The organism is Gilliamella sp. B3367 (assembly GCF_026536825.1).
GTDB lineage: Bacteria > Pseudomonadota > Gammaproteobacteria > Enterobacterales > Orbaceae > Gilliamella > Gilliamella apicola_E.
In genome coordinates this window covers 254,862-272,756 of the sequence record NZ_JAFNNJ010000003.1, presented here as the reverse complement: position 1 = coordinate 272,756, position 17,895 = coordinate 254,862, and the positions used below count along the sequence as shown (strand labels likewise).

At 38.8% G+C, this 17,895-nt stretch carries 13 protein-coding genes and 1 other RNA gene; 8 read left to right on the top strand and 6 right to left on the bottom strand.

Translation table 11 applies throughout. The features are described 5' to 3' along the window. Window position 1: 1 nt before the first annotated feature. The 8 genes from rmuC (at window position 2) to J3U23_RS07120 (ending at window position 7,212) form a co-directional block, all read left to right on the top strand. Window positions 2–1,360: a DNA recombination protein RmuC gene (rmuC, locus tag J3U23_RS07155; RefSeq protein WP_267337721.1), complete on the top strand. Its 1,359-nt coding sequence runs from the start codon at window positions 2–4 to the stop codon at window positions 1,358–1,360. A gap of 76 nt (window positions 1,361–1,436) precedes the next feature. Then, entirely contained in the window at window positions 1,437–1,676 is a 240-nt protein-coding gene (xseB, locus tag J3U23_RS07150; protein WP_065563353.1) for an exodeoxyribonuclease VII small subunit, read from the top strand. Then, window positions 1,666–2,538 (top strand): (2E,6E)-farnesyl diphosphate synthase, encoded by an 873-nt coding sequence (ispA, locus tag J3U23_RS07145; protein WP_416380097.1) that lies wholly within the window; start codon window positions 1,666–1,668, stop codon window positions 2,536–2,538. The genes xseB and ispA overlap by 11 nt, the downstream gene beginning before the upstream one ends. Window positions 2,539–2,553: 15 nt before the next feature. Beyond that, on the top strand, window positions 2,554–4,416 hold the full coding sequence (gene dxs, locus J3U23_RS07140; RefSeq protein ID WP_416380096.1) for a 1-deoxy-D-xylulose-5-phosphate synthase: 1,863 nt from the start codon (window positions 2,554–2,556) through the stop codon (window positions 4,414–4,416). Between the two features lie 7 nt (window positions 4,417–4,423). Continuing rightward, entirely contained in the window at window positions 4,424–4,708 is a 285-nt protein-coding gene (gene zapA, locus J3U23_RS07135; protein WP_065563351.1) for a cell division protein ZapA, read from the top strand. 65 nt (window positions 4,709–4,773) lie between these two features. Further along, window positions 4,774–4,956, top strand: a non-coding RNA gene (gene ssrS, locus J3U23_RS07130) — 6S RNA. A gap of 28 nt (window positions 4,957–4,984) precedes the next feature. Continuing rightward, window positions 4,985–5,524 (top strand): 5-formyltetrahydrofolate cyclo-ligase, encoded by a 540-nt coding sequence (locus J3U23_RS07125; RefSeq protein WP_267338881.1) that lies wholly within the window; start codon window positions 4,985–4,987, stop codon window positions 5,522–5,524. A gap of 227 nt (window positions 5,525–5,751) precedes the next feature. Beyond that, complete coding sequence (locus tag J3U23_RS07120) at window positions 5,752–7,212, top strand: catalase (RefSeq protein WP_267338880.1); 1,461 nt, start codon at window positions 5,752–5,754, stop codon at window positions 7,210–7,212. A 324-nt stretch (window positions 7,213–7,536) separates the two neighbouring features. Here J3U23_RS07120 and J3U23_RS07115 read toward each other — a convergent pair whose 3' ends face one another. From J3U23_RS07115 to J3U23_RS07090, 6 genes are all read right to left on the bottom strand, one after another. Beyond that, the gene (locus tag J3U23_RS07115) at window positions 7,537–8,154 is read right to left on the bottom strand and encodes a hypothetical protein (protein ID WP_220225747.1); all 618 of its coding nucleotides are present in this window, start codon (window positions 8,152–8,154) and stop codon (window positions 7,537–7,539) included. Between the two features lie 13 nt (window positions 8,155–8,167). Continuing rightward, complete coding sequence (gene rlmB / locus J3U23_RS07110) at window positions 8,168–8,914, bottom strand: 23S rRNA (guanosine(2251)-2'-O)-methyltransferase RlmB (protein ID WP_267338879.1); 747 nt, start codon at window positions 8,912–8,914, stop codon at window positions 8,168–8,170. Then, window positions 8,915–11,317 carry a ribonuclease R gene (gene rnr, locus J3U23_RS07105; RefSeq protein ID WP_267338878.1) on the bottom strand — a complete coding sequence of 801 codons (2,403 nt, stop codon included), beginning with the start codon at window positions 11,315–11,317 and terminating at the stop codon, window positions 8,915–8,917. 297 nt (window positions 11,318–11,614) lie between these two features. Beyond that, entirely contained in the window at window positions 11,615–12,958 is a 1,344-nt protein-coding gene (locus J3U23_RS07100; protein WP_267331754.1) for a hypothetical protein, read from the bottom strand. 753 nt (window positions 12,959–13,711) lie between these two features. Next, a complete protein-coding gene (locus J3U23_RS07095; protein WP_267338877.1) occupies window positions 13,712–15,052 on the bottom strand; it encodes a hypothetical protein in 1,341 nt (446 codons plus the stop codon). Between the two features lie 911 nt (window positions 15,053–15,963). After that, complete coding sequence (locus J3U23_RS07090) at window positions 15,964–17,280, bottom strand: hypothetical protein (protein WP_267338876.1); 1,317 nt, start codon at window positions 17,278–17,280, stop codon at window positions 15,964–15,966. Window positions 17,281–17,895 lie beyond the last annotated feature (615 nt).

Genomic DNA, 17,895 nt, shown 5'->3' with positions numbered 1-17,895 from the left:
CATGTTAGGAAGTTTAGGCTTAAGTGAATGGGCAGTAGTCATTATTGTAATTATTGCCATTATCGCCTTACTAATTGCCATGCTAAAAGCGCAATTTAAAGCGAATAACCTACATGCCATATATGATTTACAACTTAATCAAAGAAATAAAGAAAATCAGTCATTAATGGCAAATATCACTCAATTAGAACAAGAGTTGAGCCAATACCAACAACAAAATGTTGCTCAAAATATCAAAATTAGTGAATTAAAAACGCGCTTAGAAGAGATTATCAATGCCGCACATGAAAAACAGACAGTTTTAGAACAAAGCGAGCAACGATTAACCACGCAATTTGAAAACTTAGCAAATCGAATTTTTGAGCACAGTGGCAAAAAAATTGAGCAACAAAATAAACAAAGCTTAGAGTTTTTACTCTCACCACTTAAACAACAATTAGAAGGCTTTAAAAAGCAAGTTCAAGATAGCTTTGGTCAAGAAGCCAAAGAGCGCCATACCTTAACTCACGAAATTCGCAACTTACAACAGCTTAACGAACTCATGACGAAAGAAGCCACCAATTTAACCAATGCGTTAAAAGGCAATAACAAAACCCAAGGTAATTGGGGTGAATTTATTCTTAGTCAAATATTGGATAATTCCGGATTGCGTCAAGGTTACGAATATCACACTCAAGTTAATCTAACTAATGAAGATAACCGACGTCTACAACCAGATGTAATTGTTCACTTACCCCAAGGCGGTGATGTGGTCATCGATTCCAAAGTCACCTTAGTTGCCTATGAACGTTATTTTAATAGTGATGATGAAGAGACAAAAACTAGAGCCATTGCTGATCATTTAATTGCTGTGCGTAATCACTTAAAACAACTTAGTCAAAAAGATTACCATAAACTAAATGGCATTCAATCATTAGACTACATTCTAATGTTCATTCCTGTCGAACCGGCATTTTTATCCGCCATCGATCAAGATCCGTCATTAATCAATGATGCATTAAAAAGTAACATCATGATTGTTAGCCCAACTACCCTATTGGTTGCCTTGCGAACTATTCATAATTTATGGCGTTTTGAATACCAAAATCGCAATGCTGAGCTTATTGCTGATAGAGCCAGTAAACTATATGACAAAGTACGTGGATTTATCGAAGATATGGAAAATCTAGGCAACTGTTTGGATAAAGCCCAACAGACCTATCAAAACTCAATGAACAAACTCTCGAAAGGACGTGGTAACGTGATTGGTCAAATAGAACGATTTAGGGAATTAGGGATTGAAGTAAAAAAACCAATTAATCCGGATATTGCTCAACTATCAGTTGATGAACTTGAAAATGAAAAAGAACAGCTTAGTTAAATTGTTAACTAAAACATCTTAATTCACCATCATAAAAAATACGTGTATACTCATTTGGTATAAGAAGGAGTACGATATGTCAAACAATAATGAAGTCAGTTTCGAAGAAACCATCAAGCAACTTGAAGCAATTGTCACTCAACTTGAAAATGGTGATTTACCATTAGATGAAGCACTAAATGAATTCGAAAAAGGCATCAAACTAGCTCGTTCTGGTCAAAAACAACTTAATGAAGCTGAGCAACGCATCCAAATTTTATTATCTGAAAATAGTGATGCACAATTATCTGAATTTTCCATTGATAATAATGAATAGCCTAAAACCATTACAAGAACGTATTGATAACTATCTAACAACATATATTTCGCAGTTTGCACCATCTAATTTGCAACAAGCGATGAGTTACAGCCTGCTTGCTGGTGGCAAGCGAATACGCCCTATTCTGGTCTATTTAACCGGACAAATGTTTAATTGTCCGCTAACCAAACTCGATTCAGTTGCTGCAGCCATTGAATCGATGCATACCTACTCATTAATTCATGATGACTTACCCGCAATGGATGATGATAATCTAAGGCGAGGAAAACCAACCTGCCACATAAAATTTGGCCAAGCACAAGCCATCCTCGCTGGTGATGCACTACAATCACTAGCATTCAGCCTATTATCCGAAAACCAACAAATCAGCAACCAAAGCAAAATAAAAATGATTACTGAACTAGCAAGTGCAAGTGGCCTTGCTGGAATGTGTTTAGGTCAATCACTGGATTTACAAGCAGAACACCAAACAGTCACGTTGGAACACTTACAAACTATCCATAACTATAAAACTGGCGCCTTAATTCAAGCGGCAGTAAGGCTCGGTGCTTATTCATGCGATGAGGTATCTCAACCCTATTACCCAATGTTAGACAACTATGCTAAAGCAATCGGACTAGCATTCCAGATACAAGATGACATATTAGACGTCATTGGTGAACAAGAGCTGATGGGTAAACCACAAGGCTCTGATCTTAAGCTAGAAAAAAGCACTTATCCAGCATTGATGGGTTTACAAAATGCCATCGAAATGACACACAAGTTATATCAACAAGCTATCGATAGTCTGACGCAAATACCTTATAATAGCCAACCATTACAAGACCTTGCTGGTTTTATTATTAATCGAAATAGTTAACTAAATAACTAGATGATAAAAATGAATTTAAACAAATATCCTCTATTAAAGCAAATCAATTCACCTGCGGATCTTAGGCGATATCCGCTCGCACAATTGCCAGCAATTAGTCAGGAACTACGACAATTTTTATTAGACAGTGTCAGCCAATCTAGTGGTCATTTAGCTTCAGGTCTTGGTGTGGTCGAATTAACAGTCGCGTTGCATTACGTCTATCAAACACCATTTGACAAAATTATATGGGACGTAGGTCATCAAGCTTATCCACATAAAATTCTAACGGGTCGACGCGATCAGATGCTAACTATTCGCCAAAAAGGGGGATTACACCCGTTTCCTCACCGAAATGAAAGTGAATATGATGTATTAACAACAGGACATTCATCAACCTCAATAAGTGCAGCGCTGGGTATTGCGATCGCAGAGCAAAAAAAACAGTCAGGTAAAAAAGTCGCCGCTATTATTGGTGATGGGGCCTTAACTGCTGGTATGGCATTTGAAGCGATGAACCATGCTGGGCACATAAAACCAGATATGCTAGTTATCGTTAATGACAACGATATGTCCATTTCAGAAAACACAGGTGCACTTAATCAACACTTGGCACAAATATTATCAAGCAAAGCCTACACCTCACTTCGTGAAAGTGGCAAAAAAGTGCTTTCCAATATTCCACCATTAAAAGAACTATTCAAAAAAACGGAAGAGCACCTAAAAGGCTTAGTCACTCCGGCTATTTTATTTGAGGAATTAGGTTTTAACTATATTGGTCCTGTTGATGGACATGATATTGAAACATTAGTTGCCACCTTACAAAAAGTCAGACAACTAAAAGGCCCACAATTACTGCATATTATCACCCAGAAAGGAAAAGGTTATGCTCCAGCCGAGCAAAACCCAACCTTATGGCACGGCGTTCCTAAATTTAATCCAAATGAAGGAATATTACCAAGCACAAATAAAATTACCCCAACTTATTCCAAAATCTTTGGTGACTGGCTATGTGAAATAGCAGAGCAAGACAAACGCCTAATGGCAATCACGCCAGCCATGAGCGAAGGTTCTGGCATGACTGAATTTGCTAAACGATTTCCAGATCAATTCTTTGATGTCGCCATTGCTGAACAACATGCAGTCACATTAGCTGCCGGCTTTGCTATTAGCGAATTAAAACCAGTGGTTGCTATCTACTCAACCTTTTTGCAACGAGCTTACGATCAAGTCATTCATGATATTGCCATCCAAAACTTACCGGTTTTATTTGCGATAGACCGCGCGGGCATTGTGGGGGCTGATGGTGAAACCCACCAAGGTGCGTTCGATCTAAGCTTTTTACGCTGTATTCCAAACTTAGTCATCATGACCCCAAGTGACGAAAACGAATGCCGACAAATGCTCTATACAGGCTATTTACATGATGGACCAGCATTAGTACGCTACCCTCGAGGCGAAGGCACTGGCGCACATTTAGAGCCACTAAAAACAATACCACTAGGGCAATCAAAATGCTGCCGGCAGGGCGAAGAGATCGCTTTACTCAATTTTGGCACACTATTACCTGAAGTTTTACAAGTAGCCGAACAAATAAATGCTACAGTGATAGATATGCGTTTTGTAAAACCACTTGATGAAAAAGTCCTTTTGCACATTAGCCAAAGCCATAATATACTGGTCACCATCGAAGAAAACAGCATCAAAGGTGGAGCAGGAAGCGCTGTTAATGAATTTTTGTTATCGAAAAAAATAAAATGTGATATTTTAAATATCGGATTGCCTGATATTTTTATCCCGCAAGGCTCACAGCAAGAAATGCGCGATGAAGTCGGATTAAACGCTAAACATATAATCGACAAAATTAATAAATTTATCAAACTATAGGTTAAATATGGAAAATCAAGCTGTCACCGTTCAGATTTTTGGGCGAACGTTAAAATTTAATTGTCCAGTCGATGAAGTTGACGCACTTACAAATGCAGCTAAAGATTTAGATGCGCGATTAACAAATTTACGAGAAAAATCCCCCCAAGTTGGAAGCGATCAACTTATCATGACTGCTGCATTGAATATCTCTTACGAACTAACGAAAGAAAAAGAAAAAAGCGATGAATTTGCAAATCGACTAAAAATGCTACAGCAATTACTTGATTCCGCATTAAATACTAACAATTAGTTAGATGAAATGTAAATAAACCACAAAGACTATTGTATGATTTTCTAAATTTTGTATCATAGTAAACATCTCTGAGATGTTCGCGATATGGGTTAGTCCCCTGAGCCGATAATCTTTAATTTAGAATGGTGTGATTTTTAATTGGTGTGTATGCCTAATTAACTTAGGAAACCTAAAAATTAAAACATGCTATTCACCTTGAACCTCGGGTTCAAGGGTTACGCCCCTAACGGCATCTTGGAGTCTTTATTCCTTCTCTCTTTCAAATAAAAACTTATGGACATTCGGCAAACTATACGTCAAAAAAGACGTGAATTATCTCAGGCACAACGCGACAGCGCACAGGCCATAATCTACCAACAAATAAAAAACCATCCTGCCGTCAGCCAAGCACAACATATTGCAATATTCTTATCATTTGATGGAGAAGTCGACACTAAACCGATTATTGAATATCTATGGCAACAAAATAAATCGGTCTATTTACCTGTCCCAGTTGCTGAACATAAACTAATCTTCTTAAATTACACCCCAAATACACCACTAGTAAGAAATAGCTTTGGTATCTTAGAACCAGTAATCGATAAAACTAAAATCATAAATATAGAACAACTTGATATCATCTTTACGCCACTTGTGGCTTTTGATGACCGAGGATTTCGTATTGGTATGGGCGGTGGCTATTATGATCGCTTGCTTGAAAACTACCAACAACAGCAAATTTATCCTATTGGGCTAGCATTTGCCTGCCAAAAAGTTGATCATGTTGATAATCAGCATTGGGATGTTAAATTACCGGAAATCATTTATGCTTAATCGGGTTAAGGACCCATTTTTATATTCACTATCGCTCATTACTAGATTAAAAAATAATTAATTCGTTTTTCTACAATTAACAGCCAATTTAGTTATATAATAAATCGAGCAATATCTTTTTTTACACGCATCACCGTCTTTATCTTATTCCTTAGTAAATTAGTTTTTCAATAAAATCAATCACAACTCTTTAACTATAAAGTTACAATCTAATAAGGAGTATTGCAATGTCAGAAAAAAAAGAACTCACCACCAATAATGGTGCCCCTATTGCCGACAATCAAAACTCTCGCACTGCTGGCCCTCGTGGACCGGTATTGATTGACGACTATCAATTAATCGAAAAACTCGCTCAGTTTAACCGTGAAAATATTCCGGAAAGACGAGTCCATGCCAAAGGCTCTGGCGCACACGGAACATTTACCGTCACCAATGACATTACTCAATATAGCTATGCCAGCATTTTTGCCGAAGTTGGCAAACAAACTCCCGTTTTTGCTCGATTTTCAACTGTTGGAGGTGAACGTGGTTCATCTGACACGGCACGTGATCCACGTGGATTTTCAGTAAAATTTTACACAGATCAAGGTAACTGGGATATTGTCGGTAATAACACGCCAGTATTTTTTATTCGTGATGCAATCAAATTCCCGGACTTTATCCACACCCAAAAACGCGATCCTAAGACCAACTTAAAAGATCCGCAAATGATGTGGGACTTTTTCTCTTTATCGCCAGAATCACTTCATCAAGTAACAATTCTATTTTCTGACCGAGGCATTCCAGACGGATTTCGACATATGCATGGTTTTGGTAGCCATACTTATAGTTTAATCAATAAAGATAATGTACGAACTTGGGTAAAATGGCATTTTAGAACAGAACAAGGCATTAAAAATATTCATCCTAAAAAAGCCGCAGAACTCGACGGAAGCAACCCTGATTCAGCGCAAGAAGATCTCTTTAATGCCATTGAACAAGGTAACTACCCTAAATGGCGACTTTATATACAAGTGATGAGTGAAGAACAAGCCAATAACCATCCAGAAAACCCATTTGATGTCACAAAAGTTTGGTCGCAAAAACAGTTTCCGCTTATTGAAGTCGGTGTTATGGAGCTTAACCGTAATCCGGAAAACTATTTTGCTGAAGTAGAACAATCTGCATTTGAACCAAGTAATATTGTACCTGGTATTGGCTTATCACCGGATAAAATGTTACAAGGGCGAATATTTGCTTATGCTGATGCGCACCGTTATCGTATCGGTACAAACTACCAACAATTACCAATCAATGCACCTAAATGCCCGGTACACAATTATCAACGTGACGGAGCTATGCGCTTTTATACGCCAGATAATGCACCAAACTATGAACCAAATAGTGTTGATAGTGCACCTAAACAACAACCGCAGTATGCTGAGCCACCGATGCATGTCCCTGCCGGCACAATGGATAAACACGATCATCGTGTTGATGGTGATTACTATTCGCACCCACGTGCATTATTTAATTTAATGCGTCCAGATCAAAAACAACTGCTTATTGATAATATTGTCACTTCGATGAAAAACGTCGATCGTGATATTCAAATTAGACAGCTTAAACACTTCTATAAAGTCCATCCCGATTATGGTTCAGGTGTAGCAAAAGGGTTAGGTATTGAAGTTGATCTAATCAAAAGCTAAAAAGCAAAATAATCGTGCCGACACCATTGTGTCGGCATTGACCTTTATCTTAATAGAAATAAGTGTTAATACCTTTACTATCTCTCCTCACATAATTGTTAGACTTTGTCGAACTTATCGGGCTGACTAGTTATGACAAAAGAAATTGAATTGTATAAATGCAAAATTCAAGCAGTGAGAGGAATTTGCTGTGGGTATTGTTACAAAGATAAATTGCAAAGTTATTGGTAATAAATAACGTTATTTAGGAAAGGGAATAAATTAAGTTAACAAAATTGATTGAGTGAATCGATATTACAGCTTCAACTCAATCAATCGTTAAAGTTAGCGCTTTTTGCGACGGTCAATTGCAGCCATTAAAGGACGATGACACTTATAAATCATATCCGGTGGCAGCATAATTAATTCCGCTAATGGCGCTGTCCAATCAGGGATTTGCGTATTTTCTGGGTGTTTAGGATCGATGGGATTATCAACATTATAAAGCTCAGTGTTAGCAAATAACGCTTCTTTTTTAGCGACATCAACATCATCACTATCGCCTAACATTTTGCAATTATCTAATAACTCATTCGCAAATTGTTCCGGCCAATCTTCGGCAAAATGCTTAAATTTAGCTAAACCTGAAATATGTCTTAACATATCACGAAACAGCAATAAATAAACCATCTGAACATTCCGTCCGGACAAATTAGCCAACTGCTCATCTGATAAAGTATTATTGATAACTGCAGGACCCCATTTAAAAAACAGCGTGTCTCTATACACCTTAATTACACGTTTAAGAGGACGGTATTTCAATTTAACTAAATTATCAATCTCACGCGATAATTGCATTGTCGGATATCCGACACGATTACGACCATTCAAATCTCGCTCAGACAGCGCCGGAGCATTTTTTTCTTTATTCCCTGATAAAAGCTTTTTCAAAAATCCTAACATACTATAACTCTAACTATTTATTTTTTTGTCTAACAATCTCAAATAAGCAAACGCCTGTTGCAACAGACACATTAAGCGAAGAAACAATACCTGCCATCGGTATACTGACTAACTCATCACAATGCTCTTTGGTTAAGCGACGCATCCCCTCACCTTCTGCCCCCATCACTAAGGCCAATGCTGTTGAATTTTTATAAAAGTCAGTTTGGTAAAGTGTGCTGGTTGCTTCACCAGCGGTACCCACAATCCAAACTTGATATTCATCTTGTAACATACGCATAGTACGCGCCAGATTGGTGACTCTAACCACTGGCACGCTTTCAGCCGCGCCACATGCAACTTTCTGAGCGGTTGAATTAAGTGGTGCAGAACGATCTTTAGGAACAACAATAAAGCTCACACCAGCGGCATCGGCAGTACGAATACAAGCGCCTAAATTATGTGGATCAGTCACACCATCTAAAATTAAAATAATCGGATTGGAATTTTGCTCCATTAATAATGGAATATCATTTTCCTGATAACCACGGCTTGGTTTAACCATCGCCAAAATACCTTGATGAACACCATTTTTCGTTTTTTCATCTAAATACTGCCTATTGGTCACTTTTACTGCTAAACCCAACTGCTCCAACTCACGAACAAGGTCATTAAGGCGCTTATCTTCTCGGCCTTTAACGATAAAAACTTCAATAATTCTTTCTGGTGCACGCGCTAACAAAGCTTCAATCGCGTGGATACCGTAAACTGTTTCACTCATCTATTTTTTACTCTTTTTTCTCTGATTGCTTGAGGTCGATGCTGATTTAGACGTTTTTTTAGCAGCTGTTTTTGGCTTACTGCGTTTTTTACTCTTTGCGACAACCTTTGCGCTCGTTTTTTTACTATTAGCTTGGCTTTTATTTTTGCGCTTAACTGGCAGTTCAGCATCACTATCGACTTTCTTCGCCTTATCTTTGGCTGTCTTACCTTGGCGTTGTGGCTTATTATTACTGCCAACCAATGAAAAATCAATTTTACGCTCGTCAGGGTTAACATTTACGACTGTTACTTGAACTTTATCACCTAAACGATAAATAAAACGGGTATTTTCACCAATTAAACGATTACGTGATGCATCAAAAATATAATAATCATTTTCGAGTGATGAAACGTGCACTAAACCATCAATAAATAGATCATCTAATCGCACAAAAAAGCCGAAATTAACAACGCTCGAAATAGTGCCATTGAATACCTCGCCGACATGATCTTGCATATAATCACATTTCAACCAATCAACGACATCACGAACCGCTTCGTCCGCTCGGCGCTCAGTCATTGAACAGTGTTCACCAAAATAGAGCATCTCGCTAGTCGTATAACGGTGTCCACCGGTTTTATCATGTTGTTTACTATGTTGCTGATCAGCAATAACCCATTTAATCGCACGATGCAATAACAGATCAGGATAACGACGAATTGGCGATGTAAAGTGCGCATACTCCTCAAGTGCTAACCCAAAGTGCCCACGATTTTCAGGATCGTAAATTGCTTGCTTCATTGAGCGCAAAATGACCGTTTGCAACATCTCATGATCAGGTCTTGCTTCAACCTCAACCATCAACTTAGCGATATCTTTTGGACTGGTACCCTTGCCGAGAGACAAACCAAGTTCACTTAAAATACTGCGTAAATTATTTATGCGATCTTCATCCGGTTTATCATGCACACGAAATAGCGACGGAATCTCAGCATCAATCACCAATTTTGCTGCGGCAACATTGGCCAAAATCATACACTCCTCAATGATCTTATGCGCTTCATTTCGCTGAACTAACTCAATGCTCTCAATACGTTTATCAGCATTGAAGATGAATTTAGGCTCTTCCGACTCAAACCCGATTGCGCCACGGGCAATTCGAGCACTATTAAGCACCTTATAAAGACCATAAAGATTTTCAAGGTGAGGAACCAACTCACGATAATGCTCACGCAAATCCTTATCACCTTCCAAAATCTTAGCTACCTTGGTATAAGTTAAACGCGCGTGTGAATTCATCACCGCTTCATAAAATTGATAACCGGTCAAACGCCCCTTATTCGACACGGTCATTTCGCACACTAAACACAAGCGATCAACTTGAGGATTGAGCGAACAAAGGCCATTGGATAAAACTTCCGGCAACATCGGAACCACGCGCGACGGAAAATAGACTGAAGTCCCACGCAAACAAGCTTCTTTATCAAGCGCCTTACCGGTTCGCACATAATAGCTCACATCAGCAATCGCCACCCACAAACGATAGCCACCACCACGATTCTTTTGACAATAGACCGCATCATCAAAATCTCGTGCATCTTCACCATCAATGGTTACTAACGGCAAATCACGTAGATCCTTACGGCCTTTTTTAGCGCTTTCAGGTACTTGCTCACTAAACTTGTTAGCCGCGTTTTCAACCGCTTTTGGAAATTCATAAGGGATCTCATGATTACGTAATGAAATATCGATGGCTAAATTCGTGCCCATTACCTCGCCAAGCACTTCCTTAATCACACCGACCGCTTTTTGGCGTCGTTCAGGTCTTTGCTGCAATTCAACCACAACAACTGAGCCCATTCTAACCGTACGATTTGGCTTGCCAGCGATTAAAATATCAAAATTCAAACGGCTATCATCCGGCACCACAAAACCAACGCCTTGCTCAATAAAATAACGACCAACAATCAGATTAGTACGCGGCTCTAAAATCCGCACCACTCGCGCTTCAGTCTTACCACGGTATTGACTACCGATTGGCTGAGCCAAAATAACATCGCCTTGTAAAACCTTTTTCATCTGCTCGTGTGACAAAAAATAGTCTTCCGGCTTACCTTCAACCCGTAAAAAGCCATAACCATCACGATGTGCAATAACACTGCCCTTAACCATATCGAATTTTTCAGGTAAGGCATAACATTTACGACGCGTGTAAACCACCTGACCATCACGTTCCATCGCTCGCAATCGGCGATGTAAAGCCTCTTTTTGCTCGTCAGATTTGATTGATACGGCTTTAGCTATTTTTTCTAAACTGGCTGGTTTTGCTTCTTTGGTAAGATAATCCAAAATCAGTTCACGACTGGCGATCGGCGATTCATACTTTTTCGCCTCACGATCATAAAATGGATCTTTTATCATATAGAACGTCCTGTGATCGAATGTTGCGTTAAGGATAACATAGAGTTGTATAACTTAAAATGGAGATTGCTTTTTGGAACTTTAAAAAAAGGGTTACTTAATGTTTTAGGGGGTGAAAAGAGGGGTATTCGGCTTATATCTTATAGCGTCTCGAAAATATTCACATCAATTAAAAGTAGTAAAAACAAGTATAGGATACAATCGGTTAACTTTAAATAAAGTTAACCTTAGAATAGTAAGACCATATATCCCTAATTCACAAAGATCCCATCGCCAAACCTAGATTGGTAATAATCATCATGGCTGTAATAAGTCTGAAACACAAAGTCTATCAGGAAGCTGAACATTTAACCAACCTTGAGAACCATCGTACGGGTTAATGTAATAATGATAGGAACTATCATGAGGTCCAAGCGGATAAGGATCACCGCTGAAGTTAGCTCCAGAGTAGTCAGGCATTTTGCCCCATTCTGCAAAAAATCCATCACCAATTCTACGTTGGTAATGATTATCTGGTGACGAACTAGGAGTACTTGCAGTTATTCGCGTAGCATTAGTTAATTCGTTATGATGTTTAGGAAGAAAATAACCTATGTTACTGCACCAAGATATTGTATAAGAAGAATTGTAAGGACCACGATTGACAAACCACTGTTTTAAGACAAAACCATACTTGGCAACTTCTTTACCATGACTGTCGCGACCAACTAACTCGAAGGTCTGAGGCAAAGTTGGTTTAGGTATAATACCCGGATTACTCGAACGCCATTGAGATTCTGTCGCAACAGGACCTGTCAATGTAACCCGTACACTCGTACTTGATGAGTTAGTCATAGTAGCTGTTATACCACTATGTGAAACAGGTGCCCAAGACAAGGCCTGATTATTACCATCAATGAGCAAGTCAAAGTACAAACCATGTCCGCCAGTTGTAGGGAAGTTTAAACCATAAGATGATGGTGCAGTTGATTGTGTGAGGAAACCTTTATTTTCATCCCATATTGTAGCAGGACCACGGAAATCGTAAGAGAAACCATCTTCGTTAAGTTTACCATATTTTAAGTTAGGCCTCGCAAAACAAACCACCGGCCCAAGCTTAGGCTTAACATAATAAGTCACATTACTTGCATTGAAATTACTACTATTAGGAACTCCGTAACGGGTAGTTAATGTACCATTAGTACTCGTTAATGTTACTCGATAAGGTGCAGCTGCATTACAATTCGTTAGTAAAGTATCACGCGATACAGGTCGATTATTATTATCCACGATAGACAAGCTTAAACTACCAGTAGCACTAATATCACCATCTCCGTCTTCATCATCCCAATAGTTATAAGGTGGACCAATAAGCGTACTTAAAGCAACTGAATTAGTATCTGTAGGAACCAACATACCAATATCAGCAAAAGTCTGACCTGTGGCAGGTAACACAATTGGTGTTGTTGATGAAGAGGGATTGGTTGATGGCGTATATTGCGTACCATCAGATAACGTAATCCCGAGCAGACTGTCGGTATTAACGGCACGAGTCTGACCACCGTCGAAAGTTAAATAAGGCGCGCTACCCTGAATCTGATTATTTGTAGTTTGTGAAGTTAATGCCTGACCGGAAAAAGAAATAGAAAGCAAAAACGACACGAATAAACCTAAAATAATCCTCAGAACTAAACTGGAAGAATGAAAGGATCGAAAAGAGGATCGCACGAAAATTCGCAGAATTCTGCATAATTGCGTGGAAAAATAAGTCTCGGTGTAAAATGAACGTTGGAAGTTTAACTTAGACGAATTTAAATTAGAGGTTAGCCAAGTTGCCTGTTGCCTGTTGCCTGTTGAAAATTATAAAACATATACGACAATCCTGTCAAGTAATTTTTTGATTTATTTAAGATTTTATACTTCTAGGTCAGGTTTTAGCTGCTTAACCAAAACCGTGTAAAAGTATAGTGATTGGAAAAACACGATGCAACACTTTTTTTTCACTCAGTACAGTTAACTTTCGTAAAGAGGATCTAAAAAAGGATCTAACTGATGATTGGTTAATTACTTTTTTTAATTAAATATATTGCAATTACAAATAGTTAAAAATATGGTAATTGATCCTCGAAAATTTTATTTTAGGACTTTGAATTCGAAATTTAGTAAATTTGATCATTTAAAACTTTTTAAGTGAAATTTAAAACCCCAAAAACCCCGCTCCTCAACTTTTTTTGCAATAAAAAAACTCAAAAATAAACCCACCGAAGCGGGTAATTGAAGCATCGCTTAGCCGCAAAATCGCTTTTTTATGGCTAAACGACGTTGACTCCTTGAGTCAGCTTGCTTTTAATTGCTTAATACTATTTTTTATTACCCCCACCCCCGTCCTAAGGATTAAGGACGAAGAAATAAAGACTAAGGATGGGAGCAAAGTCCGTGGGTGTAGTTGTAGTTCCAATCCACGCCACCGTAGCTTGTGTTCACGATAAACTGGGTACTACCATTCGGGCCACTAGTCCAGTACCAAGAGTTGTAGAAGCCAACGCCTGAATAATCATACATACGACCCCACTCAGTGAAAAATCCAGCACCAATATTACGCTGGTAATAATTACCAGATGAGGAAGGAGTGGCGCCGACTGAACCACGACAGGCAGAACTATTGCTAGGACAAGATGCGTTGGTTAAATCCTTTACCTTAACAAGACGATAACCAAGACTATTACACCAAGATAATGTATTAGGATAAGTGTCATACTTAGAACCTCGGTTGACGAACCACTGCTTCAAAGTAAAACCATATCTGACGACTGGATTACCACTACTATCACGACCGACCAACTCGAATGTCTGAGGCAAAGAAATAGTGGAAAGAGGACCAGGATTGGCTGAACTAATCTGGGATGGAGTAGCGTAAGGACCAGTTAAAGTAACGCGTACGCTTGTAGCAGTAGGATTAGACATTGTAGCTGTGATACCACTCCGAGAAACTGGAGACCAAGACAATGGCTGACTACTACCACTAATATCTAAATCAAAGTACAATCCATTAAGACCTGTAGTAGGAAAGTTTCTACCGTAAAGTGACGGGTCTGTTTCTTGAGTGAGAAAACCCTTAGCAGGGTCCCACATCGAAGCTGGGCCTTGGAAATACATACCCCAACCATTCTCATTAGGCTTACCATACAATAAGTTAGGCCGAGCAAAACAAACCACCGGCTCAGCCTTAGGATTGACGTAATAAGTCTCACTACGGGCACTGAAAGTACTACGATTAGGAACGCCATAACGTGTGGATAATGTACCGTCAGTACTAGATAACTTAATCCTATAAGGTGCGTTACAAATTGTTAACACGGAATTACGTGATACAGCCTGATTGTATTTATCGACGATAGATAAACTTAAACGACCAGTAGCAGTAACACCAGAATCACCATCATCATCTCCCCAATAATTATTAGGAGGACCGATAAGAGCACTTAAATCGACTGAATTTGTATTAGTTGGGACGAACATACGAATATCAGCAAAACTCTGACCCTCAACCGGCAAGACGATTGGAGTTGCAGATGATGAATTGTTAGAAGGCGTGTAATTAGCTCCGTTAGATAGCGTAATCCCAAGCAGACCGTTAGCATCAACTGCACGAGTACGACCACCGTCGAAAGTCAGATAAGGAGGAGTGCCCTGTATCGCATTCCTAGTTGTCTGTGATGTCAATGCGTGACCCGAAAAAGGAAGGAAAAAGACCACGGAAAAAACAATCTGCCGGGATAATTTGGGAAAGGATCGAAATCTGAAAGAGGATCCGGAAAACGACCGGAAAAAGTATCGGAAAAAAGATCGAGAATAGGATCGCGGAAGCGATCGCGCGAAAATTCGCAGAATTTCACTTGATTGCGTGGAAAAATAAGTTTCAGTGAAAAAATTAAACTGGGAGCTGGACTTAGACGAATTTAAAAGATAGGTTGGCCAGGTTGCCTGTTGCCTGTTGAAAATTATAATGCATTTTAGACTACCCTGTCAAGTAATTTTTTGATTAATTTACAATTTTATACTTTTCTGTTAAATTTTAGCCTGTTAGCTAAAACCGTGTAAAAAGTATAGTGATTGGAAAAACACGATGCAACACTTTTTTTCGCTCATTTACATTAACTTTTGTAAATAAGGTCTAAAAAGGATCTAAATTATAATTGATTAATTAATGTTTTAATTAGAGATATTGCAATTACAAATCTTTAAAATTAGAACGATTGATCCTCAAAAATTTTATTTTAGGGCTTTGAATTAGAAATTTAGTAAGTTTGATCATTTGAAACTTTTTAAGTGAAATTTAAAACCTCAAAAACCCCGCTCCTCAACTTTTTTGATGGAAAAATAGAACTACTAAAAAGCACCACAGTTAAAGCGGAATTATTTACTTGAGGCAACATTGCAAAGCAGAATTTTGAACCCCAAAAACCCCGCTCCTCAACTTTTTTTGCGATAAAATCGCCTCAAAAATAAACCCGCCGAAGCGGGTAATTGAAGCGCCGCTTAGCCGCAAAATCGCTTTTTATGGCTAAACGACGTTGACTCCTTGAGTCAGCTTACTTTTAATCACCTAATACTATTTTTTATCACTCCAACCCCCGCCCTAAGGATTAAGGACGAAGAAATAAGAACTAAGGATGGGAGCAAAGTCCGTAGTTGTCAGGGTAGGCGTAGTACCAAGTCACGCTACCGTAGTATGTATCCACGACAAACTGGTACCTACCATTCGGGTCACTAGTCCAGCACCAATCGGAGTAGAAGCCAACGCCTGAATAATCATACATTTTGCCCCACTCAGTGAAAAAACCAGAACCTATATGACGCATAAAATGATTACCCGGCGAGGAAGGGGTGGCGCCAGAGATAACTCCATCGGATGTACGAACCGCGTTGGTTAAATCCCTTACGCTAGGAAGGCGATAACCAATACTATTACACCAAGATAATGTATTAGCATAATTGTCCAGCTTAGAACCACGGTTCACGAACCACTGCTTTAAAGTAAAACCATATCTGACGACTGGAGCACCATTAGTATCACGACCAACCAACTCGAAGGTCTGAGGCAAAGTAGGTTTAGAAATAGGACCAGGATTGTCTGAACTATGCTGGGATTCGGTAGCGTAAGGACCACTTAAAGTAACGCGTATGCTTGTAGCAGTAGGATTAGACATAGTAGCAGTGATACCTCCATGGGAAACAGGAGACCAAGACAATGGCTGACTTACACCACTAATGAGTAAATCAAAGTACAATCCATTAGCACCAGTTGTAGGAAAGTTTCTACCGTAAAGTGACGGGTCTGTTTCTTGAGTGAGAAAACCATTAGCTGGGTCCCACATTGAAGCTGGGCCATTTTGGCTAGAATCATAGTGATACGTATTTGGTTTGGCAAAACAAACCACAGGCGAAGCCTTAGGATTGACGTAATAAGTCACATTACGAGCACTGAAAGTACTACGATTAGGAAAACCATAACGAGTAGATAATGTACCGTCAGTACTAGATAACTTAATCCTATAAGGTGCGTTACAAATTGTTAACACGGAATTACGTGATACAGCTTGATTGTTTTTATCGACGATAGATAAATTTAATGAACCTGTAGCACTAACACCCGAATCTCCATCATCATCACCCCAATAATTATTAGGAGGACCGATAAGAGAACTCAAAGCGACTGAATTAGTATCAGTAGGAACGAACATACTTATATCAGCAAAACTCTGACCCGCAACCGGCAAGACGATTGGTGCTGAAGAAGATGAAGTATTGGTTGAAGGCGTGTAATTAGCTCCGTTAGATAGCGTAATCCCAAGCAGACCGTTAGCATCAACTGCACGAGTACGACCACCGTCGAAAGTCAGATAAGGTGCACTACCCTGTATCTGATTTGCTGTTGTCTGTGATGTCAATGCGTGACCCGAAAAAGGAAGGAAAAAGACCACGAAAAAAACAATCTGCCGGGATAATTCGGAAAAATCGAAGGATCGAAAACAGGATCCGAAAAAGGATCGAGAAAAGGATCTGAAAATGGATCCGGAAAACGATCGGAAAAACGTTCGAAAAGAGGATCGCGGAAGCGATCGCGCGAAAATTCGCAGAATTTCACTTGATTGAGTAGAAAAATAAGCTTCAGTGAAAAATTTAAACTGGGAGATGGATTTAGGCGAATTTAAAAGATAGGTTGGCCAGGTTGCCTGTTGCCTGTTGAAAATTATAATGCATTTTAGACTACCCTGTCAAGTAATTTTTTGATTAATTTACAATTTTATACTTTTCTGTTAAATTTTAGCCTCGTAGCTAAAACCGTGTAAAAAGTATAGTGATTGGAAAAACACGATGCAACACTTTTTTTCGCTCATTTACGTTAACTTTTGTAAATAGGATCTAAAAAGGATCTGGGTTATAATTATTTAATTATTGTTTTAATTGAATATATCGCAGTTATAAATCTTTAAAATTAGAGCAATTGATCCTCAAGAATTTTATTCTAAGGCTTTGGATTAGAAATTTAGTGATTTTGATCATTTAAAAGTTTTTAAGTGAAATTTAAAACCTCA

What these genes read in the sequence shown, in the direction of transcription:
- rmuC (WP_267337721.1), top strand. Translation starts at nt 2, where the DNA reads ATGTTAGGAAGTTTAGGCTTAAGTGAATGGGCAGTAGTCATTATTGTA.
- xseB (WP_065563353.1), top strand. Translation starts at nt 1,437, where the DNA reads ATGTCAAACAATAATGAAGTCAGTTTCGAAGAAACCATCAAGCAACTT.
- zapA (WP_065563351.1), top strand. Translation starts at nt 4,424, where the DNA reads ATGGAAAATCAAGCTGTCACCGTTCAGATTTTTGGGCGAACGTTAAAA.
- J3U23_RS07125 (WP_267338881.1), top strand. Translation starts at nt 4,985, where the DNA reads ATGGACATTCGGCAAACTATACGTCAAAAAAGACGTGAATTATCTCAG.
- J3U23_RS07120 (WP_267338880.1), top strand. Translation starts at nt 5,752, where the DNA reads ATGTCAGAAAAAAAAGAACTCACCACCAATAATGGTGCCCCTATTGCC.
- J3U23_RS07115 (WP_220225747.1), bottom strand. Translation starts at nt 8,154, where the DNA reads ATGTTAGGATTTTTGAAAAAGCTTTTATCAGGGAATAAAGAAAAAAAT.
- rlmB (WP_267338879.1), bottom strand. Translation starts at nt 8,914, where the DNA reads ATGAGTGAAACAGTTTACGGTATCCACGCGATTGAAGCTTTGTTAGCG.
- rnr (WP_267338878.1), bottom strand. Translation starts at nt 11,317, where the DNA reads ATGATAAAAGATCCATTTTATGATCGTGAGGCGAAAAAGTATGAATCG.